This window comes from Micromonospora sp. NPDC005979 (assembly GCF_040614415.1).
Taxonomy (GTDB): domain Bacteria; phylum Actinomycetota; class Actinomycetes; order Mycobacteriales; family Micromonosporaceae; genus Micromonospora.
The window spans coordinates 117,707-134,229 of sequence record NZ_JBEXUR010000010.1 but is presented as its reverse complement, the minus strand read 5'-3'; the positions used below and the strand labels follow the sequence as shown (position 1 = coordinate 134,229).

The 16,523-nt window shown below is 72.1% G+C and carries 18 protein-coding genes; 5 read left to right on the top strand and 13 right to left on the bottom strand.

Annotated features, from left to right (window positions below):
* Position 1: 1 nt before the first annotated feature.
* The 7 genes from ABZ272_RS18510 to ABZ272_RS18480 all read right to left on the bottom strand — a co-directional run bounded on the left by ABZ272_RS18510 (position 2) and on the right by ABZ272_RS18480 (position 9,660).
* Positions 2 to 406, bottom strand: coding sequence for a roadblock/LC7 domain-containing protein (locus tag ABZ272_RS18510; RefSeq protein ID WP_355051152.1), 405 nt, complete (start codon positions 404 to 406; stop codon positions 2 to 4).
* A 16-nt stretch (positions 407 to 422) separates the two neighbouring features.
* Positions 423 to 2,879: a nitrate- and nitrite sensing domain-containing protein gene (locus tag ABZ272_RS18505; RefSeq protein WP_355051151.1), complete on the bottom strand. Its 2,457-nt coding sequence runs from the start codon at positions 2,877 to 2,879 to the stop codon at positions 423 to 425.
* A 179-nt stretch (positions 2,880 to 3,058) separates the two neighbouring features.
* Positions 3,059 to 3,538, bottom strand: coding sequence for a helix-turn-helix transcriptional regulator (locus ABZ272_RS18500; protein ID WP_355051150.1), 480 nt, complete (start codon positions 3,536 to 3,538; stop codon positions 3,059 to 3,061).
* Positions 3,539 to 3,789: 251 nt separating this feature from the next.
* Positions 3,790 to 5,079 carry a cytochrome P450 gene (locus ABZ272_RS18495; RefSeq protein ID WP_355051149.1) on the bottom strand — a complete coding sequence of 430 codons (1,290 nt, stop codon included), beginning with the start codon at positions 5,077 to 5,079 and terminating at the stop codon, positions 3,790 to 3,792.
* Positions 5,080 to 5,417: 338 nt separating this feature from the next.
* On the bottom strand, positions 5,418 to 8,330 hold the full coding sequence (locus tag ABZ272_RS18490) for a glycosyl hydrolase (RefSeq protein ID WP_355051148.1): 2,913 nt from the start codon (positions 8,328 to 8,330) through the stop codon (positions 5,418 to 5,420).
* Positions 8,331 to 8,502: 172 nt separating this feature from the next.
* Positions 8,503 to 8,877, bottom strand: a complete 375-nt coding sequence (locus tag ABZ272_RS18485; RefSeq protein WP_355051147.1) for a hypothetical protein — start codon at positions 8,875 to 8,877, stop codon at positions 8,503 to 8,505.
* 63 nt (positions 8,878 to 8,940) lie between these two features.
* Entirely contained in the window at positions 8,941 to 9,660 is a 720-nt protein-coding gene (locus ABZ272_RS18480; RefSeq protein ID WP_355051146.1) for a DUF1223 domain-containing protein, read from the bottom strand.
* A 236-nt stretch (positions 9,661 to 9,896) separates the two neighbouring features.
* Here ABZ272_RS18480 and ABZ272_RS18475 point away from each other — a divergent pair, with 236 nt between their 5' ends.
* The 3 genes from ABZ272_RS18475 (at position 9,897) to ABZ272_RS18465 (ending at position 11,907) form a co-directional block, all read left to right on the top strand.
* The gene (locus ABZ272_RS18475) at positions 9,897 to 11,069 is read left to right on the top strand and encodes a beta-propeller fold lactonase family protein (protein WP_355051145.1); all 1,173 of its coding nucleotides are present in this window, start codon (positions 9,897 to 9,899) and stop codon (positions 11,067 to 11,069) included.
* A gap of 181 nt (positions 11,070 to 11,250) precedes the next feature.
* Positions 11,251 to 11,520: a GlsB/YeaQ/YmgE family stress response membrane protein gene (locus ABZ272_RS18470; RefSeq protein ID WP_355051144.1), complete on the top strand. Its 270-nt coding sequence runs from the start codon at positions 11,251 to 11,253 to the stop codon at positions 11,518 to 11,520.
* An 84-nt stretch (positions 11,521 to 11,604) separates the two neighbouring features.
* Positions 11,605 to 11,907, top strand: a complete 303-nt coding sequence (locus tag ABZ272_RS18465) for a GNAT family N-acetyltransferase (RefSeq protein ID WP_355051143.1) — start codon at positions 11,605 to 11,607, stop codon at positions 11,905 to 11,907.
* A gap of 8 nt (positions 11,908 to 11,915) precedes the next feature.
* Here ABZ272_RS18465 and ABZ272_RS18460 read toward each other — a convergent pair whose 3' ends face one another.
* The 4 genes from ABZ272_RS18460 to ABZ272_RS18445 are packed head-to-tail and all read right to left on the bottom strand — an operon-like array spanning position 11,916 to position 13,166.
* Complete coding sequence (locus tag ABZ272_RS18460) at positions 11,916 to 12,227, bottom strand: SRPBCC domain-containing protein (RefSeq protein ID WP_355051264.1); 312 nt, start codon at positions 12,225 to 12,227, stop codon at positions 11,916 to 11,918.
* Positions 12,228 to 12,359 (bottom strand): hypothetical protein, encoded by a 132-nt coding sequence (locus ABZ272_RS18455; protein WP_355051142.1) that lies wholly within the window; start codon positions 12,357 to 12,359, stop codon positions 12,228 to 12,230.
* Between the two features lies 1 nt (position 12,360).
* Entirely contained in the window at positions 12,361 to 12,711 is a 351-nt protein-coding gene (locus ABZ272_RS18450; RefSeq protein WP_355051141.1) for a metalloregulator ArsR/SmtB family transcription factor, read from the bottom strand.
* Positions 12,708 to 13,166, bottom strand: coding sequence for an SRPBCC domain-containing protein (locus ABZ272_RS18445; RefSeq protein WP_355051140.1), 459 nt, complete (start codon positions 13,164 to 13,166; stop codon positions 12,708 to 12,710). Before ABZ272_RS18445 ends, ABZ272_RS18450 begins: the two co-directional genes overlap by 4 nt.
* 192 nt (positions 13,167 to 13,358) lie before the next feature.
* Here ABZ272_RS18445 and ABZ272_RS18440 point away from each other — a divergent pair, with 192 nt between their 5' ends.
* Positions 13,359 to 14,075, top strand: a complete 717-nt coding sequence (locus ABZ272_RS18440) for an isocitrate lyase/phosphoenolpyruvate mutase family protein (RefSeq protein ID WP_355051139.1) — start codon at positions 13,359 to 13,361, stop codon at positions 14,073 to 14,075.
* 30 nt (positions 14,076 to 14,105) lie between these two features.
* Here the strand turns inward: ABZ272_RS18440 and ABZ272_RS18435 are convergent, their stop codons facing one another.
* Together ABZ272_RS18435 and ABZ272_RS18430 are read right to left on the bottom strand one after the other, a co-directional pair.
* A complete protein-coding gene (locus tag ABZ272_RS18435; protein WP_355051138.1) occupies positions 14,106 to 15,035 on the bottom strand; it encodes a 5'-3' exonuclease in 930 nt (309 codons plus the stop codon).
* A 59-nt stretch (positions 15,036 to 15,094) separates the two neighbouring features.
* Positions 15,095 to 15,322, bottom strand: coding sequence for a hypothetical protein (locus tag ABZ272_RS18430; RefSeq protein WP_355051137.1), 228 nt, complete (start codon positions 15,320 to 15,322; stop codon positions 15,095 to 15,097).
* A gap of 119 nt (positions 15,323 to 15,441) precedes the next feature.
* On the opposite strand from ABZ272_RS18430, the gene ABZ272_RS18425 reads away from it, so the two are divergent.
* A complete protein-coding gene (locus ABZ272_RS18425) occupies positions 15,442 to 16,515 on the top strand; it encodes a DUF4037 domain-containing protein (protein WP_355051136.1) in 1,074 nt (357 codons plus the stop codon).
* Positions 16,516 to 16,523 lie beyond the last annotated feature (8 nt).

Below are 16,523 nucleotides of genomic sequence, written 5' to 3'. Positions count from 1 at the left end.
GTCAGCGGCTGCGGGCGAGCGCCGCTCGGGCTGCGGGGGTCAGCGCGTCGCCGATCCGGTTCGCCAGCTCCGTCATCTCGTAGGACACCTTGCCCACGTCGCAGTCGGGCGCGGCGAGCACGAGCAGCGACGCGCCGTCGTTGAAGGCCATCGAGAACATGAAGCCGCCCTCGAGCTGGGTGACGTTGGAGATCACCGCCCCGGCGTCGAAGAAGGCCGCCGCGCCCCGCAGGAGGCTGACCAGGCCACTGCCGGTCGCGGCGAGCTGGTCCGCCCGATCCGGCGGCAGGTCGCGGGTGGCGGCCACCATCAGGCCGTCACTGGAGATGGCGATCGCATGGCTGACCTCGGTCGCGCGCTCGGCGAAGCTGTCCAGCAGCCAGCCGAGGTCCTGGTGGTCGGTCACGTGCTCTCCTGTCCCGTCACTTGTTGCTGAGGTTGATCGGGGTACGCCGGCGGGCCGCCACTCCGCGCGCGTACGCGGCCATCGCGGTGGCGACCTGGGCCGGGTCGCGGTACTCGGAGCGTTGCTGCGGGGCGGGCGGGGTGACGCCGCCGGGCACCAGATGCCGCTGCGGTTGTCGTTTGGGCAGGCCGGCGGTGGTGGTCGTGGCCACCTCGGGCGTCTGGGCCTGGGCGGCGGTCTGCCACGCGTCGTCGGCGGGGCTGGACCACCGGCGGCCGTTCGGGGCGTCCACGACGTCGGTGTGGAACCAGTGGTTGACCTGTTCGAAGATGAGCAGCTCCTCGGTGGGGGCGTCGGCGGGGTCCACGCGCGGCGTCGGGCGGAACACGGGCGCCGCCGGCAGCGTCCGGGTGGCGGGGGCGTGTCCGGCGGTCGGTTCCGCGCCCGGTCGGTACGGGGGCGGCGCGACGGACGTGCGGGCGGCCCGCCGGGACAGTCGGCCGGGCGCGAGCAGGTACTCCTCCGGCGGCAGCGACCGGATCATGGCAGCGGGCAGCGTCGCCTCGGCGAGGGTGCCGCGTCGGGGGCCACGGCGCAGTTGGACGCTCGCGCCGAGGCGGGCGGCGAGCTGACCCACGACGACCAGGCCCATGGCCCGGACGGCGGCGACGTCGATGGCGGGTGGCCGGGCCAGCAGCTCGTTGAGCTGCTGCAACCGTTGCGGGGGCAGGCCCACGCCCTCGTCGCTGATCTGGACGATGACCCGGTCGCCGAGGCTGCGGCCGCTCACCCAGGTCTCGCTGCCCGGCGGTGAGTAGGTCGTCGCGTTGTCCATGAGTTCGGCGAGCAGGTGCACGACCTCGTCGACAGACTTGGCGGCCACCGCGACGTCGCCGTCGACCATGCCGAGCCGGATCCGCGCGTAGTGCTCGATCTGGGACTGGGCGGCCTGGAGCACCTGTTGCAGGGGGACGTCGTGTTGGCGTACCCGGCCGACGCCGACGCCGCCCAGCACGAGGAGGCTGGCGTTGATCCGGCCCATCCGGGTGGCCAGGTTGTCCAGGGCGTAGAGCTGGTGCAGGCGGTCGGGGTCGGTCTCGTCCCGTTCGACCCGGTCGACCTGTGCGAGGACGGCGTCGACGAGCCGCTGTTCGCGTCGACTGAGGTGGATGAAGATGTCGGCGGTGTTGGCGCGCATCACGGCCTGTTCGGCGGCGGTGCGCACGGCGGCCTGGTGCACGGCGCTGAATGCCTGACCGAGTTCGCCGATCTCGTCGTCGCTGGACGCCTCCAGGGCCGCCGTGGACTGTTGGCGGGCCAGCTCGTCGGGGTCGACGCTGGAGCTGTCGGGGCGTTGCAGCCGGGCCACCACGGCGGGGAGCTGTTCGAACGCGACGGCGTTGGCCGCGTCGCGCAGTCGTCGCAGCCGGCGGGTGATCTGCCGGGCGACGGCCCAGGTCACCAGGGCGGTCAGCACCAGCGCCAGCAGCACGCCGACGGCCTCGGCCACGGCCCGGCGGCGCTGGTCGGCGTAGGCGGCGCGTACGTCGTCGAGCACCGCCACGTCGACGCGGCCCCGCAGGTCGGCCAGGCGGGCGGCGCGCTGTTGCGTCGTGGTGACCCAGTCGGCGGTCGCCAGGCGCAGCGACGATCCCGGTTGGGCGCGGTTCACCTCGTCCTGCATCCGTTGCAGGGCGAGTGCCTCGGGGCCGGTGCCGGCCTGTTCCCACCAGAGGCCCCACTCGGCCGGGGCGAGGGCCAGGAACGACAGGCTGGACTCGGTGTAGCTGGTGCGGGCGGCGGTGATGTCCTGCTGGGTGGCGGGGGTCAGCTCGCCGGCCGCCACGGCCCGCAGGACGGCGACCTGCTGCTGGCCGATCGCCTCGGCGGTCTTGGACAGCGCGGCCGAGGCGCGGATGCCGTCGGCGAGCCGCGCGTTGACGACGCCGTGCGAGACGTTGTCCCGGAAGGTGATGAGGTCGGCGATCGCGATGCGGTAGCTGAACGTCATCGCGGACACGGAGGCGTGTTCGGCCGTACGGACCTGGGTACGCAGCGGTGCCAGGCCGTCGAGCGCGGCGTCGACGCGGCGCAGGAGCGGGGCGTTGGCGTCGGTGGGCACCCGCTCGCGCTGGCGGCGGTAGCGCGTGACAGAGGCGTCGGTGGCGGCCATCTCCGCGCCGAAGGCGTCCTGCTGTTCGGCGGCGGCGTTGGTGAGCAGGTCGGCGGCCGCGACCCGTTCGCGTTGCAGCCGGTACGCCAGGTCACCGGCCTCCGCGCCGAGGCGGGCCAACACCTCCAGGTCGCTGGCGCGGCTCGTCTGGCGGGCGCTCTCGGTCAGCGCGAGGCCGGCGAACCCGATGACGGCGACCAGTGGCGCCGCCACGATGAGGCGCATCCGGCCGGCGATCTTCCAGCCGCGCTGGCGGGTCGGGTAGGGTCGGGCCGCGTGGGACCTCGTGCTCGACGCCAAGATTGACTCCCGCGACTCGTCGATGACGGTCTATCCGCACCTTGCCGAATGCAAGTCCCATTCCGCCGGAACCCGCGCTCGGAGGCCAGACCTCGCGGTGGTACAAACTGGCCGTACCAGCATCTGTACCCAGAGTCAGCGACCGGTGGCATGCTGCCTCCGGCCGGTGTGGGACGCGCTCAGCGCTGCTCGTCGAGGCGCTCGGACCCGCGCCGTGGTGCGGCGTCGTCCGCCTCGGGTTGGCTGCTGAGCACCTGACCGATCAACTCGCGCAGCTCGTCGATGGCGTCCACCACGGCGCCCGGGTCGCGCGCGTCGCGACGACCGCGCTGGCGCGGCACGGGTGGGTCGAGGCGAGCGCGGTCCGACGATCGTGGGCCCCGTCGTCCGTCCGCCGCCAACTGTTCGGCCGCGACCTGCGGCCACAGTGCGGCCAGCAGGCCGCCGGTGTCGAGCACGTCGTCGCAGCGGACCGCGAACTCCTGGCTGCCGAAGCGGCGACCCGACTCCACCGCCGCGACCGTCTCCCGGCTGAACCGCACCAGGTCCGCCAGCGCCCGCTGGGTCAGGCCCCGCCGTACCCGGCAGGCGCGCAGCTCCCACCGGAACTGTTGGCTGGCCGCGGAGTACGCGGCGCTCGGCGGGGGCGTGTGCTCCATGCGCTCACCTTCGTGGCGTCCGCGAATCAGCGACGGGCGTCAGATCGAGATTGACCGACGGGTCGGACATTCATAGGGGGCAATTCTTAACCCATGACACGATGGGTGTGAAGACGTGCGCGATGAATTGTCGCGCAATGCGCGAGAGATCCACGCGCCCGACTCGTCCCCAGGTGTCGGCAGCGTCCTGCCGATAGGACCCGGCCGGTGCACCGCCTGCCGCACCGGTCGACACCGCCGTGGCCTGCCCGTCAGGCGGGTGCCGTGGCCGGAGCGGTCGGGGTTGCCTCCGGGACGTCGGCGGGCGCGTGGATGTCGATTGTCGCGAGAAGGGCGTCGTGCGCCCGGAACGACACATTGGGTGTGAACGAACGGCGATGGTCGGGGGAGAGGCGCAGGCCGGGAATGGTTGCGGCGAGGTGGGTCAGAGCGACGTCGGCCTCCAGTCGCGCCAATGCCGCGCCGATGCAGAAATGTGGTCCGTGGCCGAATGACAGGTGATCGGCGGCGTCCGTACGGTATGGATCGAACCGGTCCGGTCGGGCGAACACCAACGGGTCCCGGTTGGCCGCCCCGATCATCAGCAGGCAACGCGCGCCCGCCGGAATGGTGACCTCGCCCAGGGTGACGTCCCGACGGGTCACCCGCAGCCAGCCGTCGATGGCGGGCGCGAACCGGAGGGTCTCGGCCACGAACGCGGGCACGGATCGCGGGTCGCCCACGAGGGCGCGCCACCGGTGCGGGCTGGACAGGGCCGCGTCGAGCGCGTGGGCGAGCAGCCCGGCGGTCGTCTCGTGCCCGGCCACCAGGAGGTTGAAGGCGAGGCTCGCCACCTCCGGCACCGTCAGCACGTCGTCGTCATCGTCGCGGTAGGCCAGGGCGCGGCTGATGAAGTCGCCGCCCTCGGCGCCGCTGTCGAGTCGCTGCCGCACCAGGTCCTGGCAGTAGCGCCAGAAGTCCAGCAGGCCCCGGGCCAGGCGTACCTGCTCGTCCTCGTCCGGTTGCCCCCAGATGAGGGCCACCTGGCCGTCCGCCCACCGGCGAATCCGGTCGACGTCGGCGTCGGGAACGCCGAGGATGTCCAGGATGACCAGCAGCGGAAGCTCGGTGGTGAACTCCCTGACGAGATCCACCCGCCGGCCCTGCTGGGCGACGAGCCGGGACACCAGGTCCTCGACGCGGCGGCGGACGATCCGGCCGTACTCCGCCTCGGCCCGATCGGCGGTGTTGGCGAAGGTCGCCCGGAGGGCGCGGCGGGTGCGGGGATGTACCGGTGGGTCGGCCGCGACCGTGGTCGGCGGCGCGTCGAGCTGCGTGACGACGCTCATCGCCGCCGGGCAGACCTCGTACACCGGGGCCAGGGTGAGGGCGTTGCCGAACGTCGTGGCGTCGGCGAGGGCCCGCCGGACGTCCGCGTGCCGACTGATCAACCACAGGCCCAGATCCTCGGCGTACAGCGCCCGGTCGGGCTCGTCGAGAATGCGTCGCCAGGTGGCGGCCGGATCGCTGAGATAGGCTCCTGAGTACGGATTCAACTGCATCGAATGCCTCCTGACACGCCGCGCGAATTCAGCGGCGCTCGCATTCCGTCGGTCACGCGAGGCGGGCCGACAATGGTGGGCATCCGCCGCCTGCTCCTCACGGTGCGCTGCTCCGATGCGCAAGTCAAGATTGGCGTTTATCTATTTAGCGGCGCCGTGATTTGTGAAATGCAGGACCATGTCGGCCCTCGCCCGCTGCACCTTGCAGGCCGGTGCTTGCCCTGATCCGTCGTACCCGCGCTCCCCCATTTCCGGGCAACGATCGCCCGGGCCGCGGGTGACGGCACCGCGCCCGCCGTCGGCCGGGGCACGGCCGACGGCGGGCGCGGATGGACCGGTCAGGAGTACGGAAGGCGGAGCACCGACTGGTTGCCGATGCCCAGGGTGGTGGGATTGTTGCCGATGGCCGACCAGACCTCCACCCGGACCGTGCCGTTGCTCAACGTGCCCAACGTCCCGGTCGCCGAGGCCAGGCCGGCGCTCTGCGTGTAGTGCTCGTAGCCGGTGACCGGGTCGGTGGCGAAGTAACGCCACGTCTCCGTCCGGTCCCAACTGCCGTTGCCGGTCAGGTCGTAGGAGACCCGTACCTGCGTGCCGTTGCCGACGGCCGTTCCCGCGTCCACGAACAGGTCGAACGCGGTCTGCGCCCCGGAATAGGTGAGGCTGAGGCCGGTCGCCGTGAACACCTGGGCGTTCGTCGGCGTACCGTCGTGGTTGCCGTTGGCGGCCGCGACCGTGGTCGTGGTCGCGCTGCCGGCGTTGCCCAACCCGCCACCGGCGAGCAGGTACCGCGTCGGCGAGCCCGAGCTGGGCGGCGGCGTGGTCGGCGGCGCCGTCGTGGGCGGGGCCGTGGTCGGCGGCGCCGTCGTGGGCGGTGCGGTGGTCGGCGTGCCCGTCGGCGGTACGCCGCCGGAGGCGTTGCCACCGCTCCAGGTGTACGCCCCGGTGGTGGCCGTCCGTCCGGCCCCGACGGTGAGCCGCGTGCCGTTGGAGAAGGTGACGGTGATGGGGCTCGCGGTCGGGTTCGATGCCACGTAGGTGCGCGCGCCGTTACGGTTGAACACCGCGCTGAGCGGGTGGTTGGCGCTCACCGAGGTGTCGACGGTGCCCAGCGCCGCGAGGTTACGGATCCAGTGGAAGGTGTGCGCCCGACTCTCGCCCTCCTCCGGGGTGTAGCCCGGGTTGGCGCGCAGGTTGGCCAGGGCCGCGTCGGGGTCGCCGAGGGCCTGGAACTGCCACAGGATGTCCTGCCACACCGTCGGCGGCCCACCGTTGTTGCGGACCAGTTCGGCGTAGTTGGTGCGCACGTACGCGGGGTTGGCGCCCAGGTACAGGTGGCCGCCCGTGATGGGCAGCAGGTTGATGCCCTGGATCATCTCCGGCTCGCCGCTGAACCAGGTGGCGTACGCCCCGCCGTCGCCCCAGACCATGCCGACGGTGGAGTGCCCGAAGGCGGCCGGGAAGTTCTGGTCGCTGACGTCGAACCAGTACTCCTGGATCGCGGCGGCCTGCGTCGTGTAGAGGAAGATGCCGGCGTCCCGGACGGCGGTGTCGCCGGTGACCTGCCCCCACTGGATGAGGGCGTTGGCGAAGTTCATCCCCTCCGAGGAGGACTCCTGGTTGTTGCCGGAGCCGAACGAGCCGTGCCCGGACGCCCAGTCGTGGCCCGCGTAGATGTCGAAGTCCCGCAGGTACGGGAAGCGGGTGTCGTCGCGACGGTAGTTGTTGGCGTCGCGGATCAACAGGTCCACCATGCCGCCGTAGCGGCTGCTGGCGGCCCACGACGGGTCGAACTTGGCCAGCGTCGCGGCGGCGGCGATGAAGTAGCCGTAGTGGAAGTGGTGGTCGTTGAGCTCCTGGTCCGAGCCGTACGACGCCGGGTAGCCGATCAGGGTGCCCCAGTTGGCGTCGTAGTAGAAGAGCTTGCTGGTCTTGCCCGTGGAGGCGGTGAACCAGTCGGTGAGCGTGGAGCGGATCGCGTTCAGCGCGCTGTCGCGGGTGGTGGTGTCGTTGACCAGGTCGGCGATCTCGGCGATCCGGGCAGCCCGGCCGAGTCCCTTGCCGGTCCAGTACGTGTCGTTGCCGCGCTGGTCCATCGGGTTGCTCCGGGCGGCGGCCAGGTGACCGGTCAGCGTGGACAGGTCGCCGCCACTGCCGTCACCGACGGCCGGCAACTCCGGCAGGACGCCCTGGAACGTCATGGCCGTACGGAACTGGCTGATCCCGGCGAGGACCTTCATCCGGCCCCGCGCCGACGGGTAGGTCGGCGTGATCGGGGTCGAGCCCGACAGGGACTTCCACTGGTGCGGGTAGAGGCTCACCACGGTCTGCGTGGCGCTGCCCTCGCGGGCGGTGGTGGTGAAGGCGTACGTCGTGCTCAGGCCGTTGGTCGACGGGTCGTAGGCGTAGGAGACCCGGGTGCCGGTGACGTGGGCGTGCGCGTACCGGCCGTAGGTGGTGGCCAGGTCGGCGCGCTCGCTGGCGCTACCCGTCGGGGGCAGCAGGGCCACCGAGAAGTAGCCGCGACCGGCCAGGGTGGAGGAGATGCGGCTACCGCTGACGGTCCAGCTCGCGCCGCTCGGGGCGTACGCCACGTAGTCGTGGCCGTTGACCCGGAAGCCGATGGTGGTCCCGCTGTTGGACCACACCTCGGGGGTGCCGGACGTGCCGATCACCGCGTCCCCGCCGGTGGCCTGGAAGTAGGCGAACGGCAGGCCGTGGCCGATGGTGGCGCGCAGGGTGCGCGTGCCGTCGCTCCAGTACGGGCTGACCGTCCAGTCGGTCCAACCGTCCACCTTGACCTGGGGCGCGGCGAGCCCGGCCACGCCAACCCGGATGTCCTGCACGTACGGGTAGTGGTACTCGCCGACGCCGGTGGCGGTGCCGCTGATGGCGGGGGTCGAGTTGGCCGAGAAGCCGAGCCCGTCGGTGAAGGTGTCGTACGAGGTGGGGTGGGCGTGCAGGGGCTCGCTGAAGGCGCAGTCGGTGCGCTTCCACAGCAGCGAGGACCACCAGTCGTTGGTGGGCACCGCTCCGGCGGGCGCGTTGGCGGTGGCGAACTGCCGGGGGTTGCTGGACATCTGCCCGCAGCCGGTGGGGAGAGCGCCGACCGGGGTGGTGGTGTAGCTGCCGGCGCCGACTCCGGCGGCCTCGGCGGCACGGGTGACGGGGATCGTGAGGCCACCGACGACCAGGGCCAGGGCGGTGGCGGCTGCCAGCGCCCATCGGCGGTGGGGGACGGGAGGTTTCATGGTGCCTCCATCGCGCGTCCGGGCGCGGATCGTGCCGCCCCGGCGCCTTGCGTCTGAATTGTGGAAAACGTCGATCGAGAGAGCGCTCTCTCAGACGGCACGGTAATCGACCGTCGAGATCCCCGTCAATGTGTCCGTTCGGTTGCGTGCGGATGTCGCGAACTGACCGGGGTTACCAGCCGACCCCGTCCAGCTCGGCGTGCAGCGCCTCCGGCGCGCGCATCCGCCAGGCGTCCGTCACCAGCTCGGTGAGCCGGTCGACGTCGACGGCCGCCAGGCGCAGCAGCACCAGCGGCAGACCGTCGTACCCGGGGGTGGTGAAGAAGACGTCGGGCTCGCCGAGCAGCAGGGCCTGCTTCTCGGCCTCGTCCCCGACGAACAGCACCGCGATGTCGAGGCGGATCACCCGTGGCCGGCCGGGCGTGCGCTCCGGATAGGACCAGACGAAACCCTTGTCGGCAACCCGGAAGTCGAAGCCCTCGCTGTCGATCTCGACCGTCTGGGGCAGGGCCAGTGCCAGGCGGCGGACGTCGTCGGCGTCAGCCACCGGGACCCCGCACGTCGCGTGCCATCCGCATGGGCCGAGAGTACGCACCGGGACCGACAGGACTCAGCCCGACAGGTCGACCGCCGCGGCGCCCACGACCACCCGGTCGGCCTCGCGCTGGACGTAACCGATCACCGTGGCCTGGCCCGGGTCGACCTCCGGCGGCACGGCCAGCTCCACCTGCCCCCGCTCGCCGTGCAGGGGTGTCGACGCGAAGGCGCGTACGACGTTGTCCTGCCGCAGCGTCCGGCCGGCGTTCTCACCGCGGGCGATCGCGCTGTCCAGGCCGCGCTGCACGATCGCCACGTTCACCACCGCGCGCTGCGGCGGCCGCTCGACCCGGTAGTCCAGGACCAACGGCGTGCCGCCTCCACCGACCTGCGGCACCGTCACCGTCAGGGGCGCGGCGGCGGCCGACGTCAGGGCGGACGCGATGGCGCTCGCCGCCCGGCCCCGGTCGGAGCCGACGAACTCCACGGTGCCGTTGACGATCATCTGCGGGGTGTAGAGACGTCCGGAGCCGAAGGCGCGGGCGTACGCCTCCTGCCGTGCGGTGTGTGCCGCGTCCGCGAACTGGTCGGGCCAGCCCAGGTCGTTCCAGTAGTCCACGTGGAAGCCGAGGGCGAACACCGGCTCCCCGCGCGTGCGCGCGTCGCGCTCGATCTCGGTGAGCAGCTCCTCGGCGGGCGGGCAGCTGTTGCAGCCCTGGGAGGTGAACAACTCCACGACGGCGACACCGCCACCGTTCACCGACGAGCGTGGACCCGGTGCGGGGTTCGTCATGGTGTGTCTCCTCCGGTGCGACCGCTGACCGCTCTGCGATTCCCGTTACCGCGCCGGCGACGCCTGGGCAGCGAGGCGGTTCCGGCTCCTGGTGCGCCTCTTGTAGCACAAATCCACCGTTACGCGCGGCGATGCCACTTACGGGTAACAGACCGCGAAGGGGGATCTTCCTCCGATAGCTTGCGAAGGAGAGAAAAACTCTCATTACTCGTGAGTTGCGGCTAAGGAGATCAGTGATGAAGCGCAGCGTAGCGCTAGCGGCGGCCCTCCTGGTGGGTCTGACCAGCGCCGGAACCCTCCCCGGGGCCGCCTTCGCGGACGGCGGTCCCGCAGGTGGCCACGATGACCGCGGGGGACGCGGACACCACCGGGGCAGCGAGGGCGCGGTCTTCGTCCAGACCAACAAGGCCGAGGGCAACACCATCAAGGTGTACGAGCGCGACGACGACGGCCAGCTCAGCAAGGCGGGGGAGTACGAGACCGGCGGCCTCGGCGGCTTCACCATCGGCGCGCCGGTCGACGCGCTGGCCTCGCAGGGGTCGTTGACGTACCACCGCGGGCTGTTGTTCGCCGTTAACGCCGGCAGCAACACCGTGACCGTCTTCGACGTCGACGGCACCCGGCTGCACAAGCGCCAGGTGATCTGGTCCGGTGGTCTGCTCCCGGTCAGCGTCACGGTCCGCGACCACCTCGTCTACGTGCTCAACGCCGGTGGCGAAGGCTCGGTGCAGGGCTTCGAGCTGGACAAGGGACGCCTGTCGCCGATCCACGGCGCCAACCGGTCGCTCGGCCTGCACAACGGCAACCCGCCCGCGTTCATGAGCGCTCCCGCCCAGGTCAAGATCGACCCGGAAGGCGAGTTCGTGCTGGTGTCGACCAAGAGCGCGAACGTCATGTTCAGCTACGAGATCGGTCGCCACGGCGAGCTGTCCCGCAACCCGGTGATCAGCGACGCCGGGTCCGTGCCGTTCGGCTTCACCTTCGACAGCGAGGACTCGGTGCTGGTCACCGAGTCCGGCAGCAACGAGGTCAGCCGCTTCGAGATCGACGACGACGGCGCCCTCGACCAGTTCGGGCCGTCGGTGCCGAACGGCCAGCAGGCGCCCTGCTGGATCCAGCGGGTCGGCGACTACTTCTACGTGGCGAACGCCGGCAGCTCCACGATCAGCGCCTACAAGGTTGACGACGACGGCAAGCTCCAACTCGTGCACGCCGTTGCCGCCGACACCGGCGGCGGGTCGATCGACATGACCACCAGCGACGGTTTCCTCTACGTCCAGAACGCCGCGGCCGGCAACGTGCAGGGCTACGAGGTGAACGACGACGGCTCCCTTCGTCTCGTCACCACCGTCGAGGGCCTGCCGAAGTTCACCGACGGCATCGGCATGGAGGGCATCGCCGCCTCCTGACCGTCGACACCCCGCTGGTCCCGGTCGCTTGCGGCCGGGACCAGCGGGGTGTCCCCGTCCCGGCCCGAACATGACAACTGTGTGACAAATCAGCCCGTGGGCCGATCGCCGGTTTCGGCGGGGCCGGACGCGGGGCAACCAGACGTCGCTGACGACAACACATTCGGAAGGGACGGCCCCCGTGGAAATCCAGGGCTTCTTCACCGCCATCATCATCGGCCTGGTCATCGGCGCCCTCGGTCGCCTCGTGGTTCCCGGCAAGCAGAACATCTCGATCGTGCTCACCCTCGCGATCGGCGTGCTCGCCGCGATCCTCGGCACGCTCGTCGCCGGTGCCCTCGGCGTCGACGACACCGCCGGCATCGACTGGATCGAGCTGCTCCTGCAGGTCGTGTTCGCCGCGATCGGTGTGGCCGGCGCCGCCGCCGTGTTGGGTCGGCGGCGCCCCTGACGTCCCGCTCTTTCGGGGGCCCGCCGGCCCCCACGCGCCCGTGGCGACGACTGGTCGCCACGGGCGTTGTGCTTGGATGATCCGGTGCAGTTCACCGTGACAGACGTGCCCGCGCGGGAGCGGTTCGAGGCGCGCGACGAGACGGACGCGGTCGCCGGCATCGTCACCTACCAGCTGACCGGCGCCATCATCGCCTACACCCACACCGAGGTCGATCCGGCGTACGAGGGTCGGGGCGTCGGGTCGACCCTGGCGCGCGCCGTCATGGACGACGCGCGCGCCAAGGGCCGCAGCGTGGTGCCGATCTGCCCGTTCCTCGCCGAGTGGCTCGTCAAGCACCCCGAGTACGAGGACATCGTCGTCCGGTCCACCCGCAAGGTGAAGTAGCCCCGCGCTCAGTGCCAGTCGCTGATCGCGACGTCGTCCGGGGCGGGCCTGCCCCGCCCGGTCTCCACCAGCTCCTTGAGGCTCATCAGGAACGTCGCCCACTTGGTGCTGCAGTGGTGCATGAACTCGCCCGGCTCACGCCAGCCCTCGTGGGCGAACAGGACGATCGTGTGGTCGCCCCGCTGGTCAAGGTGCCAGTCGACCTCGGTGCCGACCCATTCCTCGGGGCCCCCGGTGACCCGCCAGCGGACGTGGCCGCCGGGGTCCAGGTCGAGGACCCGCATGTCGAAGCCACCGACGTCGCCGAACCGGAAGGCCAGCTACCCGCCGACCTCGCTCGTGCCGACCGTGTCGGTCGTCCACCAGCCGGCGAGTCCCTCCGGGGTGGCCACCGCGCGGTAGACGTCGTCGAGCGGGGCGACCACGCCGACCCGGTGCAAAATGTCGACCATCTCATTCTCCGTGGTTGTCGGTGCGGTGACGTTCGATCGTCTCGGCGATCCGCTTGATCCGGCGCAGGCGGGCATCCCAGGTCGCCCCGACGGCGGTCAGTTGGGCGACCGCTCGGGCCAGTTGCGCCTCGTCGACCTGGTAGTGACGCTCCCGACCGGCGGGAGCCGAATGGATCAGGCCCACCCGGTCCAGGACGGCCAGGTGCTTCGAGACGGCCTGTCGGGTGACGGGAAGTCGCTCGCTCAGTGACGTGGCCGTGCCGGGCCCGCCGGTGAGCAGCAGGTCGATCATGCTGCGCCGGATGGGATCGCCGATCGCCGACCACAGGGCGTCGTCGACTGCCGTGGTCATGACGTGGCGACCAGCCGGGTGACGTACGCGCCGAGGTTCGGGACGTAGTGGTTCCACCCGCTGACGTGGTCCTGATACTGCTTCTCCAGCATGGCGACCTCCCAGCCCATCTCGCGGAACCCGGTCTCCGTCATCCGGACTCGGGTCCCCGTGGCGGTCGGGACGAGGTCGAAGGTGACCAGCAGCGACTGGCCGCCGCGGTCCGGCTCGGTGAAGCACCACCGGAAGGAGAAGCGCTTCGGCGGGTCCACGTCGACGACGGCCAGGTCGACGGTCGTCGTCGACCCGGTCTGCGCGTCGCGCCACACCAGCTCGCCGGGCGCGCCCGCGACCGGTTCGAACCGGGCGTCGTCCGGCCACCACTCCCGTACGTGCTCGGGCTGGCTGATCACCTCGAAGACCACCTCGGGTGAGGCGTCGACGTCGATGTCGCGTTCGATCACTCCGTACTCCATGCGTACCACCCTCTCGCAACCTTTGGTTGCGTAACGGTACAACGACGCCGCGCCTACGTGCAACCTTTCGTTGCGCGTCGGTGCGGCGGGTTCCCAGGCGGGCACGGAGCGTGCGATGGCGGTACGGTCCAGGACGGGTGGCCTGTCCGGCCCGCACCGTCGTCCCTCCACGACCCCCGGGAGACCTGAACGATGACTGCCTCCGTTCTCCGTGCCCTGCACCACGGCCGCCCGGTCGGCGACCCGCTCGTCCTGCCGAACGCCTGGGACGCGGGCAGCGCCCGGGTTTTCGCCGACGCCGGCTTCGACGCGCTCGCCACGCCGAGCGCCGGAGTCGCGGCCTCCCTCGGCTACGAGGACGGCGCGACCCCGGCCGCCGAGATGTTCGCCGCGGTGGCGCGGATCGTCCGGGCCGTGTCCGTACCGGTCTCCGCCGACGTCGAGGACGGGTACGGGCTGACGCCCGCCGAGCTGGTCGAGCGGCTGCTGGAGGCCGGCGCCGTCGGCTGCAACCTGGAGGACTCCGAGGGGCACGCCACCCTCAAGGACCCGCAGCGGCACGCGGACTGGTTGGCCGAGATGCGGGCGGCGGCCGGCGACGCGCTCGTCATCAACGCGCGCGTCGACACCTTCCTGTTCGGTACGGGCGATCCGGCCGACGCGATCGCCCGCGCGAAGCTCTACGTGGCGGCGGGGGTCGACTGCGTCTACCCGTTGCGGGCACCCATCGAGGTGCTTCCGGCGCTGCGCGAGGGCATTGCCGGCCCGATCAACATGGCCGCCGCGCCGAGCCGGGAGTCGGTGGCCGAGCTGGCCCGCAACGGCGCCACCCGCATCACCTTCGGCCCGGGCCTGCAGCGGTACGCGATGGGCGCGATCGGCGACCTGGCGGCGAACCTGCGGGCCTAGGGTCGGCGCCGCGCGCCGGGCCGCGTCTTGTCAGGCGGCGTCGACGCGGGCGGCCAGGGCGTCCACGAGTCGTCGGGCGGAGCCGGCCAGGTTCCACCGGCCGGCCAGATCGAGCAGCCGCTCCGGGTCGGCGGGGGCCGTCGGCAACGCGGTGGGAAGCTCCGGCAGGGCCACGTCCAGGGCCACCCGGACCACCGTCGGCGCGACGGCCAGGTAGTCGCGGGCGCCCGCCAGCTTGGTACGCAGACCCGGCGCGAAGGACGAGTCGGAGTCGTCCAGCGCGGCCAGGACGCCGTCGATGCTGCCGTACCGCCCGATCAGCCGCGCGGCGGTCTTCTCGCCGACGCCCGGCACCCCGGGCAGCCCGTCGCTGGGGTCGCCGCGCAGGGCGGCGAAGTCGGCGTACCGATCGGCCGGCACGCCGTAGCGGGCGCGTACCGCCGCGTCGTCGCAGTCGTCGAGCTTGGCCACGCCACGCCCGACGTAGAGCAGGCGTACGTCCCGGGAGTCGTCGACGAGTTGGAACAGGTCCCGGTCGCCGGAGACCACCTCGACCGGGCCCGGCTGGGTCACCGACAGCGTGCCGAGCACGTCGTCGGCCTCGTAGCCGTTCGCGCCCACGGCGGTGATGCCGACCGCGTCGAGGACCTCCAGGATCATCGGCACCTGGGGGGAGAGCGTGTCGGGGACGACCTCGCCGCCCTGCGGGGCCACCCGGTGCGCCTTGTACGACGGCAGCAGCTCGACCCGCCACGCCGGTCGCCAGTCGTAGTCGAGGGCGCACACCATCCGGTCCGCGCCGCGACCACGGATGAGCGTGGCGAGCATGTCGAGGAAGCCGCGCACCGCGTTGACGGGTGTGCCGTCCTCGGCGCGCGCGGCGGACTCCGGAATGCCGAAGTAGGCCCGGAAGTAGAGGCTGGGTGCGTCGATCAGCAGGATCGGGGATCGGTGTGCCACGCCCGACAGCCTGGCACAGCCCCCCGACGATCAGCGGTACGCCCGGCCGCCCGGCGGCGTCAGCGCCGCTCGTCGTGCCGGTAGACGGTGTCGCGGCGGGCGAGGTGCTGCACGACGTAGCTGGTCACCAGCAGCAGGATCGCGACCAGCACCTCGACCCAGGCGGCGACGCCGTCGGCCACGGTCAGCCCGATCACGAGCAGGACCAGGCCGACGAGCGCGAGGACCCCGGCCCACAGTTGCCGGCGACGGCGGGTCGCCGCCCGGTTCGCGTCGTTCGCTGTCACGTCGGCCCTTTCGGTCGCGGCCTCATGCGGACGTCCCGAACCCAGGCTATGGCCCCCGCCCCCGTCCTACCCGGAAAACCACGGTGCGGGCGGGTCGTGCACCGGCGCAGACTGCCGGTGTGGCGTTCTTTCCCGGCCTGGTGCTGGCCCGCCGGTACCACGACGAGGTGGTCGCGCCGATCCTGCGCGGTCGTCTCCCCGCCCTGCGGTACGCGGCGGGGCTGCTCGACGGTGGCTCGGAGGTGCTCGGCCTGGACACGGCCCGGTCCACCGACCACGACTGGGGTCCGCGTGTGCAGGTGTTCGTCGGGCCTGCCGACGTCGCCGCGATCCCGCGGATCCGCGCCGTGCTGGACGCCGACCTGCCGACGGAGTTCCTCGGCTGGCCCACCCGTTTCGCCGGCGACGGCCGACTGGGCGTCGTCGACGCGGCCGGAACGCGGCACGGGGTCACGCTCGACGAGGTGGCCGGCTGGTGGCGCCGCCGGCTCGGCTTCGACCCGATCGACGGGGTCGGCACGGCGGACTGGCTGGCGAGCCCGACCCAGCGGTTGGCGGAGGTGACCGGTGGCGAGGTGTTCCATGACGGCCTCGACGGGGCGCTGACCGCTCGACGGGCGGTGCTGCGGTGGTATCCGCCGGACGTGTGGCGGTACGTCCTGGCCGCCGTGTGGACGCGGATCGCGCAGGCTGAGCACCTGCCCGGCCGGTGCGCCGAGGTCGGCGACGAGCTGGGCAGCCGGGTTGTCACCGGAGGCATCGCCCGTGACGTGCTCCGGCTCGGTCTGCTGCTGCGCCGACGCTGGCCGCCGTACGACAAATGGCTCGGCACGGCCTTCGGCCGGCTGCCGGGCGCGGCCCCGGCGGTCGCGGCGCTGGCCGAGGCGACCGGCCCGGGCGACTGGACCCGGCGCCAGGCCGGTCTGGTCGAGGCGCTGGAGACCATGGCCCGGTGGACCGACGACACCGCTCTGGCGGCCCCGGTACGCGCCCGGGCCGGGCCGTTTCACGACCGGCCGTTCCTGGTGCTGCGGGCCGAGCGCGTCGCCGCCGCCCTACGTGCCGCGGTGACCGACCCGACACTGCGCGAGCGGCCGCTGCTGGGCGCGGTCGACCAGTACGTGCACAGCGTCGATGTGCTCAGCGACGCGACCCGGGCTCGCCGGGTCGCCGACGGCCTCTGGTCCGGGTGACCGCAGCC